The sequence below is a fragment of the Vibrio sp. KMM 9700 genome (assembly GCF_058545285.1).
Genome location: NZ_CM178589.1, coordinates 2029386 through 2049335, shown reverse-complemented (window position 1 = coordinate 2049335; position 19950 = coordinate 2029386). Strand labels below are relative to the sequence as shown.

At 42.5% G+C, this 19950-nt stretch carries 17 protein-coding genes and 1 pseudogene; 13 read left to right on the top strand and 5 right to left on the bottom strand.

The genetic code is table 11. From position 1 onward, the window contains the following. Positions 1-216: 216 nt before the first annotated feature. The 12 genes and pseudogenes from AC2VOY_RS09140 to mgtE all read left to right on the top strand — a co-directional run bounded on the left by AC2VOY_RS09140 (position 217) and on the right by mgtE (position 9950). A complete protein-coding gene (locus tag AC2VOY_RS09140; RefSeq protein ID WP_491831016.1) occupies positions 217-1191 on the top strand; it encodes a calcium/sodium antiporter in 975 nt (324 codons plus the stop codon). Between the two features lie 99 nt (positions 1192-1290). Beyond that, on the top strand, positions 1291-2265 hold the full coding sequence (gene kdsD, locus AC2VOY_RS09135; protein WP_491831014.1) for an arabinose-5-phosphate isomerase KdsD: 975 nt from the start codon (positions 1291-1293) through the stop codon (positions 2263-2265). Between the two features lie 11 nt (positions 2266-2276). Beyond that, positions 2277-2843, top strand: coding sequence for a 3-deoxy-manno-octulosonate-8-phosphatase KdsC (kdsC, locus tag AC2VOY_RS09130; RefSeq protein ID WP_491831013.1), 567 nt, complete (start codon positions 2277-2279; stop codon positions 2841-2843). Continuing rightward, on the top strand, positions 2840-3436 hold the full coding sequence (lptC, locus tag AC2VOY_RS09125) for an LPS export ABC transporter periplasmic protein LptC (protein WP_491831011.1): 597 nt from the start codon (positions 2840-2842) through the stop codon (positions 3434-3436). Before kdsC ends, lptC begins: the two co-directional genes overlap by 4 nt. Next, positions 3417-3914, top strand: coding sequence for a lipopolysaccharide transport periplasmic protein LptA (gene lptA, locus AC2VOY_RS09120; RefSeq protein WP_491831010.1), 498 nt, complete (start codon positions 3417-3419; stop codon positions 3912-3914). The genes lptC and lptA overlap by 20 nt, the downstream gene beginning before the upstream one ends. Positions 3915-3917: 3 nt before the next feature. Beyond that, positions 3918-4643 (top strand): LPS export ABC transporter ATP-binding protein, encoded by a 726-nt coding sequence (lptB, locus tag AC2VOY_RS09115; RefSeq protein ID WP_491831009.1) that lies wholly within the window; start codon positions 3918-3920, stop codon positions 4641-4643. A 55-nt stretch (positions 4644-4698) separates the two neighbouring features. After that, on the top strand, positions 4699-6198 hold the full coding sequence (locus AC2VOY_RS09110) for an RNA polymerase factor sigma-54 (protein ID WP_491831008.1): 1500 nt from the start codon (positions 4699-4701) through the stop codon (positions 6196-6198). A gap of 246 nt (positions 6199-6444) precedes the next feature. Further along, positions 6445-6732: a ribosome hibernation promoting factor gene (gene hpf, locus AC2VOY_RS09105; protein WP_491831007.1), complete on the top strand. Its 288-nt coding sequence runs from the start codon at positions 6445-6447 to the stop codon at positions 6730-6732. Positions 6733-6737: 5 nt separating this feature from the next. Further along, a pseudogene (gene ptsN, locus AC2VOY_RS09100) lies at positions 6738-7181 on the top strand (PTS IIA-like nitrogen regulatory protein PtsN); the annotation flags it as partial. A gap of 103 nt (positions 7182-7284) precedes the next feature. Continuing rightward, on the top strand, positions 7285-8157 hold the full coding sequence (rapZ, locus tag AC2VOY_RS09095; protein WP_491831006.1) for an RNase adapter RapZ: 873 nt from the start codon (positions 7285-7287) through the stop codon (positions 8155-8157). Between the two features lie 3 nt (positions 8158-8160). Then, positions 8161-8430, top strand: a complete 270-nt coding sequence (locus tag AC2VOY_RS09090; protein ID WP_491831004.1) for an HPr family phosphocarrier protein — start codon at positions 8161-8163, stop codon at positions 8428-8430. 149 nt (positions 8431-8579) lie between these two features. Continuing rightward, positions 8580-9950 carry a magnesium transporter gene (mgtE, locus tag AC2VOY_RS09085; protein WP_491831003.1) on the top strand — a complete coding sequence of 457 codons (1371 nt, stop codon included), beginning with the start codon at positions 8580-8582 and terminating at the stop codon, positions 9948-9950. Positions 9951-10073: 123 nt separating this feature from the next. On the opposite strand, the gene pmbA is transcribed toward mgtE, so the two are convergent. After that, positions 10074-11417: a metalloprotease PmbA gene (pmbA, locus tag AC2VOY_RS09080; RefSeq protein ID WP_491833064.1), complete on the bottom strand. Its 1344-nt coding sequence runs from the start codon at positions 11415-11417 to the stop codon at positions 10074-10076. A 124-nt stretch (positions 11418-11541) separates the two neighbouring features. Between pmbA and yjgA the strand changes: the two genes are divergently transcribed. Next, positions 11542-12063, top strand: a complete 522-nt coding sequence (gene yjgA, locus AC2VOY_RS09075; RefSeq protein WP_491831002.1) for a ribosome biogenesis factor YjgA — start codon at positions 11542-11544, stop codon at positions 12061-12063. Positions 12064-12178: 115 nt separating this feature from the next. Here yjgA and tldD read toward each other — a convergent pair whose 3' ends face one another. From tldD to rng, 4 genes are all read right to left on the bottom strand, one after another. Continuing rightward, positions 12179-13624, bottom strand: a complete 1446-nt coding sequence (gene tldD, locus AC2VOY_RS09070; protein ID WP_491831001.1) for a metalloprotease TldD — start codon at positions 13622-13624, stop codon at positions 12179-12181. A gap of 74 nt (positions 13625-13698) precedes the next feature. After that, entirely contained in the window at positions 13699-14517 is an 819-nt protein-coding gene (locus tag AC2VOY_RS09065; RefSeq protein WP_491831000.1) for a carbon-nitrogen hydrolase family protein, read from the bottom strand. A 53-nt stretch (positions 14518-14570) separates the two neighbouring features. Next, complete coding sequence (locus AC2VOY_RS09060) at positions 14571-18452, bottom strand: YhdP family protein (protein WP_491830999.1); 3882 nt, start codon at positions 18450-18452, stop codon at positions 14571-14573. An 18-nt stretch (positions 18453-18470) separates the two neighbouring features. Next, positions 18471-19940, bottom strand: coding sequence for a ribonuclease G (gene rng, locus AC2VOY_RS09055; RefSeq protein ID WP_491830998.1), 1470 nt, complete (start codon positions 19938-19940; stop codon positions 18471-18473). Positions 19941-19950: the final 10 nt, after the last annotated feature.

The window sequence follows — 19950 nt, the reverse complement described above, 5'->3', positions numbered from 1 at the left end:
AACATTCAACCCAATAAAGTGATCTTAAAACTTGCGCATTTCCACCAAATTTGTAAGAAAGTCGTGAAACAAATGTGAAAAGATGCATAATAAGTGGCAAATTACTTCCAATTTTACTTTGAACAAGTCAAAATTAACCGCTTAAATAATTTTTTATTTAGTCTTTAGTAGGGGAAAATTCTCTTCTACTAAATCACCAATCTTTATAGGTAATATATGCTTCTTACTCCTATTGCGCTACTTATTGTTGGCTTAGCTTTGCTCGTCTGGAGCGCTGATAAACTTGTATATGGCGCCGCTGGACTTGCGCGTAACTTTGGCATTTCTCCGCTTGTGATCGGCATGACAATTATTGCCATGGGTTCATCAGCACCTGAGATGGTCGTCTCTGCAACCGCAGCGCTTGCTGGCAAAACAGATACTGCCGTCGGTAACGTAATCGGCTCAAACATTGCAAATATTGCATTAATTTTAGGTATCACTGCTTTACTTAAGCCTTTATCCGTCAGCTCAAACGTGTTGCGCCGCGAAATCCCTATGATGTTTGGTGTGACTGCGCTAGCTGGCGTATTATTAATGAATAACTATTTAAGCTTTACCGAAGGCTTGATCTTAATGTTTGCTTTTGTCAGTTTCATTGTAATGATGTTAATGATTAGCAAAAAAGAGCAAAAAAGCTTAAAAGATGATCCTCTGACTGCGCAACATGAATCAGAGTTACCTGAAGGCTTGAGCAATGGTAAAGCCATTTTCTGGGCCGCGCTTGGGTTAATCTTACTTCCTATCGCCTCTACTTTACTTGTTAATAATGCTGTCATTATTGCGAAATACTTCGGCATGAGTGACCTTGTGATAGGTTTAACTATTATCGCTGTCGGTACCAGCTTACCTGAACTTGCGGCATCACTTGCCAGTGCTCTAAAAGGTGAAGATGATTTAGCTGTCGGCAACGTCATCGGCTCGAACATCTTTAACATCTTAGCTGTTATGGGGATCCCAGCTGTGATCAACCCATCAGCGATTAGCTTAGATGTGATGATTAGAGATTATTGGGTGATGTGCTTCTTCTCTGCCATGCTACTTATCATGTCGCTTGGACGCAACCACAGGATTAATCGTTTCGAAGGTTTATTGCTATTCTTAGGTTTTGTCGCTTATATCGTTTACTTGCTCTTCCATATGGCAAGCTAGTTTGATTTGCTTACACAAGACAAGGCGCATTTAATGATCTCTCGCCTGTCTCATGGTATAAAGGCAACAGAGATTTAAATAATTTTAGGATATACATATATGTCAGCACCATTTGATTATATTAACGCTGCAAAACAAGTGTTAAATATTGAAATACAAGGCTTAACTCAATTAGAGCAGTTCTTTAATCAAGACTTTGAAAAAGCTTGTGAGCTGCTTTTAACCAGCCAAGGCAAAGTTGTTGTCATGGGGATGGGGAAGTCTGGGCATATAGGTAGAAAAATCGCCGCCACCTTAGCGAGCACAGGTACCTCTGCATTTTTTGTGCATCCTGGCGAAGCAAGCCATGGAGATCTTGGCATGATCGCACCAGGCGATGTCGTAATTGCTATATCTAATTCAGGTGAGTCGGATGAAATCCTATCGCTTTTCCCTGTATTAAAGCGCCTAAATATTGAAATTATCAGCATGACAGGTAAGCCTGAGTCAAATATGGCAAAACTTGCGGATATTCACCTGCAAATTTCAGTCCCCGAAGAAGCTTGCCCACTTGGTCTTGCGCCAACAACCTCAACCACTGCAACCTTAGTGATGGGGGATGCATTGGCGGTTTCTTTACTCCAAGCTCGTGGCTTTACAGCTGATGATTTTGCGCTATCTCACCCAGGCGGTGCTCTGGGGCGTAAACTTTTGCTTAAACTTTCTGATATTATGCATACGCATACCGCTTTGCCGAAAGTCAAAGAAACCGCGCTGATTCGTGATGCCTTGATGGAAATCTCACAAAAAGGCCTTGGCATGACAGCCGTTGTGGATGCACAAGATACGCTTCTAGGCATCTTCACCGATGGGGATTTACGTCGTATTCTAGACAAGCGCATTGATATTCATGAAAATCGTATTGGCACTGTGATGACGAAAAATCCGAGCGTGGCACAGCCAAATATGCTTGCGGTAGAAGGCTTAAATCTCATGCAAGAGAAAAGCATTAACGGCTTATTGCTTTGCGATGAAAACAACAAGCTGGTTGGCGCACTCAATATGCATGATTTACTTAAAGCAGGCGTAATGTAAGGGACTTATTCATGACTCAAGATTCTCAATTTGTACAAACCCCTTACGGCCAAGTGGCGCAGCCAATTTATGCTATAGCAAAAGATATCAAACTATTAATTTGCGATGTTGACGGTGTTTTCTCCGATGGCTTAGTTTACATGGGCAATCAAGGTGAAGAGCTTAAAACATTTCATACACGTGATGGTTACGGTATTAAAACCTTAATGCAAGCTGGGATTGAAATTGCGATTATCACAGGGCGTAAATCTCAAATCGTTGAAAACCGCATGACAGGTCTTGGGATTCAGCTCATTTATCAAGGTCAAGATAACAAGCTGATTGCTTATCAAGATATTTTGAGCAAACTCAATATCGATCCGGCGCAAGTGGGCTATATCGGTGATGATCTGATTGACTGGCCAGTAATGGCGAAAGTAGGCTTAAAAGTTTGTGTTGCTGATGGCCACCCTCTTCTGCGTCAACGTGCCAATTATGTCACCCAAATAAAGGGCGGCTATGGCGCAGTGCGTGAAGTGTGTGATTTGATCTTACAAGCGCGCGGTGAACTAGAAGCTTATCAAGGTTTGAGTATATGAAGTTAAAAAGCTTTATTTACACACTGCTTGTCATTGTGATCGCACTTTCGACTTATCAACTTGTCAAAGATGATGACATTGCTGAAATTGTTGCTCCCTTAAGTGTGGAAGGACCAAACTTTAAGAGCCATAATTTGGTCAATACCTCATATAATGATCAAGGCCAACGCGAGTACACTTTATACTCTGATAGCATGGAATACTTCTCTGAAGAAAACCAAGGCACGATCGACGATAAAACAGGCAAAACTTATTTTGAAAATCCGATGATGAATATCTATGCAAAAGTAGACAGCAACATCATCGAATGGAAAGTAACGGCGAAAAAAGGCGTCATTGATAAAGACAAAAACTTAATCCTCACTGGAGATGTGTTGCTCGACAATCAACTTCCAGATGCTAGTTTTGACACCTTAGCCACACAAGAAATGACAATTAATCTAAATACGAAAGACTTTTATTCGAATGTCGAAGTGAAAATGAAAGGCCCATTATTTACCAACACCGGCCAAAGCATAAAAGGCAATTTCGAACAAAATATTGCAACTTTATCTAACAAGGTACAAGGTTACTATGAACAAACGACTCCTTAGTTTAATTTTTTGCTTATTGGTTGCGCCAACCTCAGCTTGGGCACTCAAAAGTGATACAGAGCAGCCTGTGTATATTGATTCTGATACGCAGACTTTAGATATGCAAAAAAACCAAGTGACCTTTGCAGGAAACGTGAAGCTAACCCAAGGCTCAATCAAGCTAGATGCCGATCGCGTAGTGGTTTATCGTGATGCCAAAACAGGTGAAATGGTCCGTGTGATGGGCTATGGCACACCTGCCCGCTTCCAACAAACTGACGATGATGGCAAGCTTTTAAAGGGCAAAGGCAACACCCTTGATTATAAAATCAAAGAAGATACTATTACCGTCACCACCAATGCCGAACTGCAACAAGATAAGAATATTATCAAAGGCAGCGAAATTGTTTATACCATTGGTAGCCAACACCTTAAAGCAAACAGCAGCAAGGGTGAGCGAGTATCAACTGTCTTGATCCCAACAAAGAAAGAGAAGTAACCGGTGGCGATTTTAAAAGCACAAAATTTAGCTAAAACATATGGGAACCGTAAGGTTGTAAGTGATGTTGGGCTGGAAGTAAAATCAGGTCAAATCGTCGGCTTACTCGGCCCAAATGGCGCAGGTAAAACCACATCTTTTTATATGATAGTGGGTCTAGTCTCGCGTGATGAAGGCACGATTTCTATCGATGACACGGATATAAGTATCTTACCTATGCACCAAAGATCGCGCATGGGAATTGGCTATCTGCCGCAAGAAGCCTCAATTTTCCGTAAGCTTTCAGTCGAAGATAATATCTTAGCTGTGCTGCAAACCCGTGATGAACTGTCACGCGAGCAGCGCCAAGATAGACTGGAAGAGCTACTCGATGAATTTAATATTGGGCATATCCGTCAAAATACAGGTATGTCACTCTCCGGTGGTGAACGCCGCCGTGTTGAGATTGCGCGTGCACTGGCAGCCAACCCTAAGTTTATCTTACTTGATGAACCTTTTGCTGGGGTCGATCCTATCTCTGTCATCGATATTAAAAAAATCATTGAACATTTAAGAGATCGTGGTCTTGGGGTACTGATTACCGACCATAACGTACGTGAAACACTAAGTGTCTGTGAGCACGCATATATTGTGAGTGCAGGCCACTTAATTGCAAATGGAACACCAGAAGAAGTTCTCAATAATGAACATGTAAAACGTGTTTATTTAGGCGAACAGTTCACGCTTTAATGCTTTGTAGAAGGATAGGTCTAAATTGGATCTATCCTTTATTTTTAGGGATATTATGAAATCTTCATTGCAGCTTAATTTTTCTCAGCAACTTTCAATGACGCCTCAATTGCAGCAGGCGATCCGACTTTTGCAACTATCTAGCCTTGAGCTTCAAGAAGAAATTAATCAGGCTTTGGAAGAAAACCCACTCCTTGAAGTTCAAGAAGCCAGCCAAGAAACGCTCGACACCGTCGCTGAGGCAAACACTGAAGCGAGTCTACCAACTGATTCAAGCTTAGAAAAAGCAAAATCTGAAGCCTTAGACACTCTTGATGAGCCTTCCAACTTAGAAGACAGTGCATCACATTTAGAGAATGCGAATTTAAGCGATGATCTTGACATTGATGCCAACTGGGAAGATGTTTACAGCGCAAATACCGGTTCAACTGGGCTAAGCTTTGATGAAGAAATGCCAATTTATCAAGGTGAAACGACTCAAAACCTGCAAGATTACCTCCTATGGCAACTTGAATTAACGCCTTTTAGTGAAACCGATCGCCATATTGCGCTAGCGATTATCGACGGCTTAAATGAGCAAGGCTTTTTAACTATTCCATTGGAAGATATCCAAGATTCCATCGAAGAAACCAATGTTGAACTAGATGAAATTGTCGCGGTATTAAAGCGTATTCAACAGTTTGATCCGCTCGGCGTGGCTGCGCGAAATTTGCAAGAGTGCCTATTACTGCAACTGGCGCACTACCCAAAAGACACGCCATGGCTTGAAAAAGCACAAGAGGTTTTGACTAAGCATATCGATTTAATAGCCAAACGCGATTACAAAGTGCTATGTAAAGTTGCTAAGCTAAACAAAGATGAACTCAAGCAATGCATGCAATTAATCCAAGAGCTAGATCCAAGACCGGGCAGCCAAATTAGTACAATTTCCGAGGCGCAATACATTACACCTGACGTACAAGTTGTAAAAATGCGAGGCAAGTGGCAAGTTGTACTTAATCATGAAAGCATTCCTAAGTTGAAGATCAATCAAACTTATGCTGCAATGAAGCCTAAGAGTTCACAAGACAATCAATACATCAAAGATCACTTACAAGAAGCCAAGTGGTTAATCAAAAGTATCGAGAGCCGTAATGATACGTTATTAAAAGTGGCACGTTGCATTGTCGAACATCAGCAGGACTTTTTTGAACATGGTCCTAGTGCGATGAAACCAATGATTTTAAATGACATCGCAAATGATGTAGACTTGCACGAATCGACTGTTTCTAGGGTGACCACCCAAAAATATATGCACACTTGTCGCGGGATATTTGAGTTGAAATATTTCTTCTCAAGTCATGTGGCAACCGATGCAGGTGGTGAGTGCTCTTCGACTGCTATCCGTGAGCAAATCAAGGATTTGATTGCCGCAGAGAATCCGGAGAAGCCTTTAAGTGACAGCAAGATAGAATCTGAGCTTAAAGCACGTGGAATTAAAGTTGCACGTCGCACTATCGCCAAGTACAGAGAGTCTCTTGGAATTGCTTCATCAAGCCAACGTAAGCGCTTATAACTAGTTCATCGAAACTAAGTCAAAGTGAAACTTCGGCTCATTTAGCAAATCAAAAGAGTAAAAAATTAAAAGTTACAAATATTTGGAAGGGAAATAAAAAGATTATTCATTCATGTGAGCTAGACTCAAAATCTGTGTCTACACTAAACTTATGTTTAGGGCAAAACCAAAAGACAAAATAAGATGAAGGGCTAGCTTGTTCAACAGAGTTTGAACCAATTTTGATAGGCAAGAAGAGGACATTCTATGCAAATTAATATTACTGGGCAACACGTAGAACTGACAGATTCAATGCAAGAATATGTGAATAATAAATTCCAAAAATTAGAGCGTTTTTTTGAACATATCACGAATACGCATGTGATTTTAAAAGTAGAAAAACTCCAACAAATTGCCGAAGCAACCTTGCATGTCAGCGGTGGTGAAATCCACGCGAGTGCAGAGGACGAGCAAATGTACGCAGCCATTGATGCCTTAGTTGACAAACTTTCGCGCCAATTGACTAAACATAAAGAAAAACTTAGTAGTCATTAGTTATTATGCAGTTAAACCAAGTATTATCACTGGATTGCACCAAATCAGCAGTCCAGTGTTCAAGCAAAAAACGCGCACTGGAAATCATTAGTGAATTAGCAGCAAGCCACACTGGCCTCGATGCCAATCAGCTTTTCCAGTGCATGTTAAACCGTGAAAAAGTTGGCACGACAGGCATAGGCAATGGGATTGCTATACCGCATGGCCGCTTACAAGATTCAGAAAATGCTGTTGCCATTTTACTTCAATGTGAAGAAGCAATTGATTTTAATGCGATAGATAATCGCCCTGTCGATATACTATTTGCACTTTTAGTGCCTGAAGATCAATGCCAAACACACTTGAAGACCTTGGCGCAAATGGCTGAGCGTTTGAATGATAAACAAACCTTAAAGCAGCTTCGTCGCGCTGAATCTGACTTGGAACTTTATGAAATAATGATTGGTGAACAAGCGGTTAGTCCATCATCGGATGTGACCCCTCTTGACGCATCGACCCAAGAAAGTTCAAAACTGGACTCAAAAACGCAGATCCCACCGAAGGCAAGCTGAAATGAAACTGATCATCGTTAGTGGCCAGTCAGGCGCTGGAAAGAGTGTGGCACTGCGTGTGTTAGAGGATTTGGGCTATTACTGTGTAGATAACCTACCGGTTAATATGCTCGATTCCTTTATTCAAAACATAGATATCAGTAAGCAAAATGTTGCGGTGAGCATAGATATTCGAAACTTACCGCAAAACACGCAAGACATTTCCCCGATTATCCAGTCCTTGAAAACCAAGTGTAATGTCAAAGTCTTGTTTCTCGATGCAGATGAGAAGACCTTGCTTAAACGTTATAGCGAAACAAGACGCCTGCACCCTTTGTCGATGCATGTTTCTGCCAATGGCAATATTCAATGCACCTTAGAGCAAGCGATTCATTTAGAGAAACAACTTTTACTTGATCTAAAAGAAGAAGCAGATCTCTTTATTGATACCACGCATCAATCTTTGCATGATCTGAGTGAAACCTTACGTATTCGCTTGGAAGGTAAACAGACCAAAGATCTCGTCATGGTGTTTGAGTCTTTTGGTTTTAAGTTTGGCTTGCCGCAAGATGCTGACTTTGTATTTGATGTGCGTTTTCTGCCAAATCCACACTGGATCCCTGATCTACGCAAACACACAGGTCTTGAAGCCCCAGTGCAAGAATACCTTGGCGCACAAGATGATGTGAACGAGTTAGAGTCCGACTTGACCCGCTTTATTGAGCGTTGGCTACCCAACTTGCAAACCAATAACCGTAGCTACCTCACCGTTGCCATTGGCTGCACCGGCGGTAAGCATAGATCTGTCTATATTACTGAGCAATTGGCTAAATATTTTAAAGCACAAGGCCAATCTGTACAGGTTCGCCATACAACACTAGAGAAGCAGACCTAATCCATGTTATGTAAAAAAGTCTTAATTCAAAACAAACTAGGTTTGCATGCCCGCGCGGCAATGAAACTCTTTGAATTAGCACAATCCTTTGATGCTAAAATTCTCGTCAGTAATGAAGAAAAACAGGTCGATGCTGAAAGCATTATGGGCTTACTTTTACTTGAATCCGCGCAAGGACAACATCTTGAAATTTGCGCCACCGGTGAACAGGCACAAGAAGCGCTTGATGCTGTGATCACACTGGTCGAGAAAAAATTTGATGAAGATGAGTAAGTTTCTTTAACTCGCGCAGTTAAATAACTTCATCAAGTGTATTTTTCGTGAATAATCAGATAAAAGCCTGACAAGCTACTATAAATTAAGCTAATATTGCCGCCATAGTTAGCACATACAAGAATTGTAATTAGATAGTAGAGGTGAGTATGGCGGAACAACAGGAATTTGATCTCACTCATCAAACCTTGAGCGAGGTGAGCGACGCACTCGAAAGCGGTCGCTTTGTGCATGTCCGCCGCATGCTTCAAGATATGGAGCCGGAAGACATTGCGCACCTACTTGAGGCTTCCCCGCATAAAAACCGTGATGTCTTATGGCAACTCACGGATCCCGAAGATTACGGTGAAATTCTAGACGAACTTTCGGAAGATATTAAAGATAGTATCGTTTCGAAAATGGAACCAGAAATGCTCGCCGAAGCAACCGAAGGTATGGATACCGATGATGTTGCTTATGTCTTACGTAGTTTACCTGACGATGTCTCACGTGAAGTGCTTGAACAAATGAGCACTGATGATAGAGAGCGTGTTGAAACCGCCCTATCTTATACCGAAGACACTGCCGGTAGTTTAATGAATACCGACGTGATCACCATTCGCTCCGATGTCGAAGTGGATGTGGTCTTGCGTTATTTGCGTATTCGCGGTGAATTGCCAGAAGCAACCGATGCCCTTTATGTCGTGGATGCAGACAACAAACTAACCGGTCATTTATCGATCACAGCTTTGCTGACAACCCAACCTGATGTGCAAATTGAAGCCATTATGGATCCGCCAGATGAAGCAATTGCCGTCGATACCCCAGATAGCGATGTGGCAAACCTGTTTGAGCGTCGTAATTGGGTGTCTGCGCCTGTCGTGGATGAAGAAGGTCATCTGGTCGGTCGTATCACCATCGATGATGTGGTCGACGTTATCCGTGAAGATGCTGAGCACTCCATGTTAAGTATGGCTGGTCTGGATGATGACGAAGATACCTTTGCCCCTGTGATGAAATCTGCGCGTCGTCGTAGCATTTGGCTTGGCGCAAATGTCCTTGCCGCGCTTGCTGCCGCATCGGTTTCAAATATGTTTGAAGAAACCTTGGCTCAAGTCGCCTCAATTGCCGTACTCATGACCATTGTCCCATCTATGGGTGGCGTGGCTGGTAACCAAACCGTCGCACTGGTTATTCGTGGTCTAGCCCTTGGTCACATTGGTGATTCCAACCAAAAATCTTTATTACTCAAAGAAGCCGCAATTGGTTTTATTAACGGTATTCTCTGGGCAACCATTATCGGTGGGATCATCGCGGTCTGGAAAGGCAGTTTTGTAGTCGGCGCGATTATAGCCGTCGCTATGATGTCCAACCTATTGGTTGCAGGTATTGCTGGCGTTGTGATCCCAATTATATTGAAGAAGCTAAATATCGACCCAGCCCTTGCAGGTGGGATGGCGCTCACGACCGTCACTGATGTCGTCGGTTTATCTGTCTTTTTAGGCTTAGCGACTTTCTTACTGCATATCAATATGTTGTAGCATACAAAAACGGGACACCACAAAGCATGGGTGTCCCGTTTTTATTTATGGCTTTTATAGACTGCTCACCGAAAAATAAAGGTGGGTGTCCTGCTTTAAAAGCTATTATTCTCTGCTTTAAAGCTACTCACCAGCCACTTTCATTGACTCAATTAAGACAGAGCCAGTTTGGATTTGAGAGCGGGTTTCCACATCAGAGCCAATCGCTACAATTTGTTGGAACATGTCTTTTAAATTGCCCGCAATGGTCACTTCTGAAACTGGGTATTGGATTTCACCATTTTCGACCCAAAAACCAGCCGCGCCGCGAGAATAATCACCCGTTACGCTATTTACGCCCTGACCCATTAATTCAGTCACAAGCAGACCTGTGCCAAGTTTTTTGAGCATGGCATCAAAATCGCCGGCATTGCTTTTCACAAACCAGTTATGAATGCCGCCAGCGTGACCTGTTGTGGTCATGTTCATTTTCTTCGCAGAGTAGCTTGTAAGAAGGTAAGTTGCTAATACGCCATCTGTGATAATTTCACGATCTTGGGTGTATACGCCTTCGTTATCAAAACTGCTTGAAGCGAGTCCGCGAAGTAGATGCGGTTTTTCTTCGATATTCAGCCAAGTTGGGAAAATTGTTTCACCAAGCTGATCAAGCAAGAAAGAGGCCTTGCGATATAAACTGCCGCCACTAATCGCCATGATTAAATGACCAAATAAGCCAGTGGCGACATCCGCTTGGAACATCACAGGATATTGACCAGTTTTGACTTGTCTTGGATCGAGGCGATCAACCGTGCGTTTTGCTGCCTGCAAGCCAACTTCTTGTGGCGTCCAGAGCTCGTCTTTATGGCGCGCAATAGTGTAGCTGTAGTCACGCTCCATATCACCGCCTTTGCCTGCACCAATCACGCTACAGCTCATGCTGTGACGACTTGATAAGTTACTTGCAATCACGCCATAAGAGTTACCATACACACGCACACCATAATGGCTGTCATAGCTTGCGCCATCACTTTGTTTGATCGAAGAGTGGTAAGACAAAGCCGCTTGCTCCGCTTCAATCGCACGCGCCGCCGCATAGTCAGGGTTTGGCTCATCAGGATGGAAAAGATCTAAATCAGGAAACTCTTTAACCATTAACTCTTCAGGTGCAAGACCTGCAAAAGGATCGTGCGAGGTGTATTTTGCAATATCTAATGCCGCATTGACGGTACGCGCGATCGCTTCATCACTTAAATCAGATGTTGATGCACTACCTTTACGGCCTTGATGATAAACCGAGATCCCAAGTGCGCCGTCACGGTTAAATTCAACATTTTCAACTTCGCAGTTATGACTCGTCACACTAATCCCAGTTGACTTAGTAATCGCAACTTCTGCTGCATCAGAGCCTTTTGTGGCTATCTCTAATGCTTTTGCAACAGCGCTTTCAAGTGCTGCTTTTTGTTCTAAAATCTGTTGTTTAGCATTCATAATTTGATCAACTTTCATTTTTATTCAATATTTTATTTAGAATACCAAGCTTGAAGGCGAATTTCTTGTTAAAATAGGAGTAATTGACCTCTAATGACAAAAAATTGTGAGAATAAAATAGATTATGGCACGTAAAAATCAAAAAGCGCCTTGGGAAGAAGAAGAGGAAATCATCTGGGTAAGTAAAACCGAGATGAAGCAAGATATGGAAGCACTACAGAAACTTGGCGAAGAGCTGGTTGAGCTGAAACCTTCTGTACTTGAAAAATTCCCGTTAGAAGATGAAATGCGTGAAGCGATTGCCAATGCGCAGCGTTTTAAGAACGAAGCCAAGCGTCGTCAACTTCAATATATCGGCAAACTGATGCGTCAGGTTGATCCTGAGCCTATCCAAGCTGAGCTTGATAAAGTGCGTAACAAGCATAACCAAGCCAGTGCGCATCTGCATAAACTTGAGCAGCAGCGTGATCGTATTATCGAAGAAGTGGATACCGCGATTAATGAGCTCATCGAAGAATATCCAGATCTTGATCGCCAGCGCATGCGTCAACTTGCACGCCAAGCGAAAAAAGAAAAAGATGGCAACAAAGCGCCAAAAGCATCACGTGAGATCTTCCAGATCTTAAAAAGCTTAGGCGAAGAATAAGATTATTTATACCCTGCATGGTTGAAACTATTTTGGGTATAGCTAACAAAAAAGCGGCATATCAATCATCACTTTGATATGCCGCTTTTCTATTTAATCAATGAGTAAGAATAACTTACTGCGTACCACCAACAGTAATAGCATCGAGTTTCAGCGTCGGTTGACCGACCCCAACCGGTACACTTTGCCCTGCCTTCCCACACACGCCAACACCTTTATCAATTGATAAATCATTACCAACCATAGACACTTGCTGCATGGCTTCGATGCCAGAGCCAACCAAAGTTGCACCTTTCACAGGTTTAGTCACTTGACCATTTTCAATTAAGTAAGCTTCAGAGGCTGAGAATACAAATTTACCTGAAGTGATATCAACCTGACCACCACCAAAGTTTGGCGCGTACAGGCCGTTTTCAATTGTTGAAATGATCTCTTCTGGTGAATGTTCACCTGCAAGCATATAAGTATTGGTCATACGCGGCATCGGCAAATGTGCATACGACTCACGACGTGCATTCCCTGTTGGCGCAACGCCCATCAGCCCTGCATTGTGCTTATCTTGCATATAGCCTTTTAAAATGCCATTTTCAATCAATACATTATATTTACCCGGAACACCTTCATCATCAACAGATAGTGAGCCGCGACGGTTATGCATAGTGCCATCATCAACAATCGTGCAGTGTTTAGATGTCACTTGCTCGCCAATCTTACCTGAGAATACAGAAGAGCCTTTACGGTTAAAGTCCCCTTCAAGGCCATGTCCAACAGCTTCATGTAGCAATACACCCGGCCAACCGCCACCAAGCACAACAGGCATAGTCCCAGCCGGCGCATCAATCGCTTGCAAGTTGACTAAAGCTTGACGCACAGCTTCATCGGCAAAGTGCAGCGCTAAGATTTTGCCATCTTCTTCAGCTAAAAATTCTTTATATGAGTGACGGCCACCACCACCTGAGCTGCCGCGCTCACGGCGATCGCCTTTTTCAACTAACACGCTAATGGATAAGCGAACCAGCGGGCGTACATCTGCTGCATAAGTACCATCACTTGCCGCAATTAAAACTTCTTCATACACGCCGCTTAGGCTAACTGAGACTTCAGAAATCAGTGGCTCTTTGGCGCGAATATAAGCATCAACTTGTTTTAATAAATCGATTTTTTCTTGTTTTTCAAGACTATCAAGCGGGTTAATAGCTTGATAATACTTTTTATAATCAACAGCTTTTAAGATAGGTTGAACAGCATTTTGACCACTGGTGGCAATCCCACGGGCAGCAATCGCACTTTGATTTAAACCGGTTAAATCAATTTGGTCTGAATAGGCAAAACCTGTTTTTTCACCGCTAATCGCACGCACACCGACGCCACGGTCGATATTAAACGAGCCATTTTTGATAATGCTATCTTCAAGCACTAAGCTTTCGTGCCAGCTTGATTGAAAATAAAGGTCGGCGTAATCGACATCACGGGTCAAAATGCTAGCAAGGCTAGATTCAAGATCGCTCGTGGTGAGGCCTGATGGCGCGAGTAGAGATTGTTCAACTTGATTGATGCTCATAATAGTTAATACTTCACCTTATGAAAAAACTTCTGTAATTATAAAATCATTCACTTAAGCATGACTCGCGTGATTTATTCAATCAACTTGGCTTGAAAGCGGCTATGCTGAGACAGTGGCATTTTTTGTGCAAGTGATTCATTTTGCTTAAGGTCTATGGTAGCGGTTATCTGGCCTGTTGTCTTTGATAAACTCGCAACAATTTCACCCCAAGGGTTAATCACCATGGAGTGCCCCCACGTTTGGCGACCATTTGGATGGGTGCCAGTTTGGCCGACACCAACAACCCAACATTGCGTCTCGATGGCGCGTGCTTGTAAAAGCGTTTGCCAATGCGCCTCACCTGTCACATAAGTAAAAGCAGCAGGCACAATCAAAACCTCAGCGCCTTGTGCTTTTAATGACTGAAACAGCATAGGAAAACGTAAGTCATAACAAATCGTTAAGCCTAAACGGCCAAAAGGCGTATCTGCTGTCACCACTTTATCACCAGCGACAAAACTATCGGATTCACGATAAGCGCCATGATCATCCGTGACGTCCACATCAAATAAATGCAGCTTGTCATAATGCGCTTGCAGCGCGCCATTGGCATCAAACAAAAGACTGCTTGTCGTGACGCCTTGCTGGGTTTGCAGCGGAAAAGCGCCGACTAAGATCCACACTCGATATTGCTTGGCAAGTTGCGCGATTTGGCGTTGAATTGGCCCATCGCCCAAAGCTTCTGCAGCTTGGTGATAGTCTTGTGTGGAGCCAAAAACGAGTGCATTTTCAGGTAATACAACCCAATCGACGCCTGTGGCAACGAGCTGTTTTAATGACTCTTCAATAAAGGCTAAATTCTCATCTGGGTTCGCACTTGAGGTCATTTGAATCAAACCAACTTGTGACATACGCTCTCCTTGCATCTCATTTATGATAAAACTAACTAATTGAAAGTATAGCCTTAGTTTTTAGCTTGTACTTCATCTTGCAATTTATATTCACCTTTAGTGCGTGAAAGCTCCGTCACTTTTGGCGAATCAAATGGCCCTTTCACCCCATATTCAACTTTAGTGATCACATCTACTACAGGATTTAATAGCTTAGTAATCGCAAATACGGCCACAGCAGTCGGCGGCGTCACAGCAAAGGCGGCAAGCACAGGAATGCTAGATGTTAAATCTGGTACAAAAGTCACCTCAGCATCCACTAAGCGTTTATATAAATCGGCGCGTCCTTTTAAGCTCATGTCACCGGCTACCGCTTCCATTTCAATATCATTGGTCACAAAGATACCTTTAGATATCTTGCCGGTCCCTGAAATAGATTTAAAGGCCAAGCCATCATCAAATACACCAGTAAAGTCCAACCGCATCTTACGCATAATCGAATCTAAACTGAAAATACCTAATAATTTCACTGCACCATTATTGACCCCAGTGATCACACCATCACTAAATTTGGTCGATAGGTTACCATTTAAACTTGGGACATCCATGCTCCATGGCGTGCCCTGCCAACGTAATTGCGCATCAAGGTTAAACTTGGCTTTTTGTAGACCGGAGCTTAAACCAAAGCGCTCCATTAACTCTGAGTTATTATCCCCAGCAATTCTAAAATTAAAGTTTGAGTTGGTATGATCGCCATTTACCTGCCAATAGCCTTTCGCTTCTAATCGATTCGAACCCGTGGTTAATTCTAACTTCTTCCAATCAAGGCGATTTTGCTCACGAGCAACGTGCATTTCAAGGTTTCCTAAGCGATACCCCTGTAGCCATAATGCTTTGATTGTTAAATTTAAATTAGGAAAAAATTCAAATAAACGACGCTCCTCTTGAGTCAAGCCAGGGTAACGACTTGGTTTTGGCGTTTGACTTGCTTTATCTTCGGGTAAATTAATATGTAAGCGCGTTAAATTAATATCTAATTGATTGTTTGGCTCTCTATTTCGCCAGAGCGCCGCCCCTTTTAACTCTTGTGAATCAGCGTTAAATTCCCAGCCTTGCGCCGTTGGTTTAGCATCTAAATTGACTTTATACCAATTTGTATTCGCGGCATTTAAATGCCCCAGCCTAGCTTCAAATTGATTTGGGGCAGGCAGGTCAAGCAAGCTCTTTTGTGTTTGCGCCTTGCTCACAGGGCCTTTTTTAGAAGTTAAAAAGCTAATCCAAGGATCAAGATGAAGCTCCCGCGCATTTAGCTCAAGCTTATGTGTCCCATTTGCCGGTAAAGATGAAGCAAAGCTGCCATTTCCCACAACCGCACGGCTCGCAGTAATATCTAAATCATCTTGAGTAAGATCCATCCGCGCTTGATATTTCAAATACGGCAGGTCTAGATTCAAATCTAAAGCTTGGGTGTCCCCTTTGACACTAAAGCCACCCTTTTGCTTATTTCCTGATGCTAAACCCAATGGGGATGGAAAATTACTCTGCACACGATTAAGATCCGCTTTCGTATTGATTTGATATTGCATCCCTACATCGCGCATCAAGAGGTCTAAATCAAGCTCCCACGGCATATCACCTTTAAGCGGTTTGAGCCATGGTTCTGGGACAGTTTTTTGCAGTTTGACTAAATCCCAAGTGGCTTTATTATTGAGTTTAACTTGATAACCTTTGGCTGTTTTTTTGCCGTTAAAAGCAATCACAACCGGCTGATTTAACCAAGTCGCGTTGAGCTTTTTCGCCGTCACCACATCATTAAGAAAATCAATTCGGCCTTTTACATCTGAAAACTGCATATCAGGCTTAGTGACATGAATTGGATTACCATCTAACAGGGCATAACCTGCAACTTTTGACTCTTTGTTATTAAACGGAATATTCAAATTCAAGCCGGCCTTAACTAAGCCATCGACCTGAACCGTATTTAACGCCGCGCCTACGGTTTCAACCAATGGAGATGCCGCCATATATTGGCGTACCGCTTGCCCTTCACCCTCTAATTTAGCTTGAAGCTCAATATGCCCTTGACCGTTTAAGTGTGGGATCACAGCTTCTAAACTCGTCGCGGTAACATCCATAGTTTTGGCATGCTTGGAGCTAAAATAAAGCGCGTCATTAATGAAATTCAGATCCAGTTGCGCATCTTCAATCGCAGGCCAAGTGGTTAAGAATGCATAACGGGTGTCCTGCAATGGAATGCTCGCCTCAAAAATCCCTTGCTTCTCTTTGTAAGGATACTCAGAAAGATCGCCCGACCAGACTAATTTAGCCGTATTTGCATAACCACCTTGAATCGAAGTAGAGAGGTAGTTCATCATGTACGGACTAATCACTTTCGCCGGTAAATAGCGCCAGATCTCGCCGATATCCATCAAGTCGGTTTCTGCGTACATAGACAAGAAAGGTGGGTGTCCCTTTTTAAACTGGACAGTAATCTCACCTAACACATTGATTTCAGGTGTTTTAATATCAACTTTAGGAAGAGTGAGAGTAAGCCCTTGCTCAGTTTTCGTTAGCGCTAACTCAATTGCAGCATGATCAACCTTAATCGGCTCTAAAAATGTCCCACCAAATGGCATGACGCTGTCTTCAAGGGCTATCAAAACTTGTGCGGATTTTTCTGTACCTGTCACCCTAGCAGATAGATTATTGACCCCTGGCGCTGATTGATATTGATTTGCTTTGACGTCATCTAAATCAAATGAATAATCCAAATGTTGTTTTTGATAGCGAAATCGTATGTCTTTAATTGAACCTTCAGGTGAGATATCTTGCAAAGGCGCCACATAATCTTGCGCAGCAGGGAGAATGCTCACTAAAGGCGTGACATCTTGGATTTGAAGTTGATTAATATTTAACAGCCAGTCTTTATCCTGACCATAAAGTTGCCAACTTAGATTCGGCCATTCTTGGGTATCGGTTTTGATTTGAAACCCTGTCGCATTAATTTTCCAAGGCGAGGTATATAAATCTGTTTTTTGGGTTAACCCTTGTGGCTGAATATCAATCAAGCCCTTTTCGATCGCAAAGCTTTGACGTTGCTGTGTCTTTGGGTTTATCCAAGAAAGTGAGGAAGGTTGCAACGCTAGGCTTGCACTTTGCATCTTGTTATCTTTTAGTGACAACCAAGACTCAAAGCTCAAGCTCGCACTTTCAATGCCTGAGTTTTTTTGAATCTCATCCGGTAGCCAAGGTAGTGCTTGCACCTCGGACGCAGCAAGGTAAACGTCCCCTGAAAGGGTTTTACCGCCGAAACTATCTTTGCTTTTTCCATCAATAAGATCAGCGATTAAGCGCACTTGGTTTAAATTGGCATCCGCAAGGCTTATCATGCCTTTTGCTTGGTGCCTTTGCTCCAGATTACGCCAAAGTAGCTCTTCAATTTCTAGATCGCGCACCTTACCATCTAAACTCATAAATTTAATATTTGAATCTAGAATCGAGAAGTTTGCCAATTGTTCAAAAAAGATATTTTGAACCCGTCTGAGTACCTTACTTACATCGGTTGACTCATCGGAATCGGCTAACACATCAAGCTGACTCGCATCAAAATAGACATTAGAGAGGACTAGATCTTTTACTTTAACTTCACGGTCCATTAAAGAACCGAGTAAATCTAAACGTAATTCGATCTGTTTGGCATATAAGTTGGCAGGAATTTTGGTCTTAAGATCGACAGAAAGATCATTTAGGACTAAAGATGGCATTAAGGTTTGCCATTTCGCATCTATTTTTCCAAAGTCAAAATCTAAACCAGTTTTATCTTCAAGATAGCTTTCAATTTGTGGTTTGTAATGATCAAGCTTTGGCAGCGTCAGACGTAAACCTATCGTAAGCAGTGCAATAACAACGCCTAAAATCGTTGCGCACAGCAAAGATAATTTTAATAGATTTTTCACCTGACGCACCCAAGTCTCCTACATCATGACAACATCAAACTGCTCTTGCACATATAAAGGCTCAGCTTTGATTTTTACTTCTTTTCCAATAAATATTTCAAGCTCACCAAGAGCATGAGACTCTTCACCTTGCAATGCATCAGCCACTGCTGGCGAGGCATAAACAACAAACTTATCGGCATCATAAGCTCGGTTTACACGAGTGATTTCACGCAAGATTTCATAACAAACGCTTTCAACAGTTTTGACACTGCCACGCCCATCACAAGTAGGACAACTCGAACACAACACATGTTCAATACTTTCTCTGGTTCGTTTACGCGTCATCTCAACTAAACCAAGTTGAGTAAAGCCATTGATATTGGTTTTCACGCGGTCAAAACTTAGCGCATACTCTAATGATTGCAGCACGCGATCTCTATGCTCTTGCTCTTGCATATCGATAAAATCGATAATAATAATGCCGCCTAAGTTTCTTAGTCTAAGCTGACGCGCTATCGCTTGTGTCGCCTCCACGTTAGTATTGAAGATCGTTTCTTCAAGATTACGTCTGCCAACAAAAGCACCGGTATTAATATCAACCGTCGTCATCGCTTCAGTTTGATCAATAATTAAATAACCACCTGATTTTAATTCAACTTTTCTATCTAACGAGCGCTGAATTTCGGTTTCAGTGTCATACATATCAAAGATTGGCTTATCGCCTTGATACAAAGAGATCCTATCGGTTAGCTCGGGCACAAACTCACTGCTAAACTCTTTGAGCTTTTCATAGGCAAGTTTTGAGTCGACTTGTAAATGACTAATTTCTGTACCGACAAAGTCACGTACAATTCGTTGTGCTAATTCAAGCTCACCGTATAGCATTGAGCGTGGTTTGCTTTTGGCCTTTCGCTCCATGACTTTTTTCCATAAACGCTTCAAGAATGCGGCGTCTTGGGCTAATTCATTATCACGCGCGCTTTCTGCTGCGGTGCGAATAATGAAGCCACCATCTTCGTCACAATACGGGGTGACGATTTTCTTCAGTCTTAGCCTTTCTGTATCATCTTCAATACGTTGTGAAACGCCAACATGTGAAGCCCCTGGCATAAACACAAGGTAGCGCGATGGAATCGTAATATCAGTGGTTAAGCGTGCACCTTTAGTGCCGAGTGGATCTTTTACCACTTGCACCACGATATCTTGGCCTTGACGAACCAGCTCTGCAATATCACGAACTTGAAACTGCTTTTGTTCATTTTCTGCCACGCATTCAGTATGTGGGACGATATCCGATGCATGTAAAAATGCTGCTTTTTCAAGACCAATGTCAACAAAAGCTGCCTGCATTCCAGGGAGAACTCGACTGACTCGACCTTTATAAATATTGCCAACTATGCCACGCTTTGCTTCACGTTCAATATGCACTTCTTGCAATTGACCTTGCTCTATCATGGCAACTCGTGTTTCACTTGGCGTCACATTAATGAGTAATTCTGCGCTCATATTTTTGCCT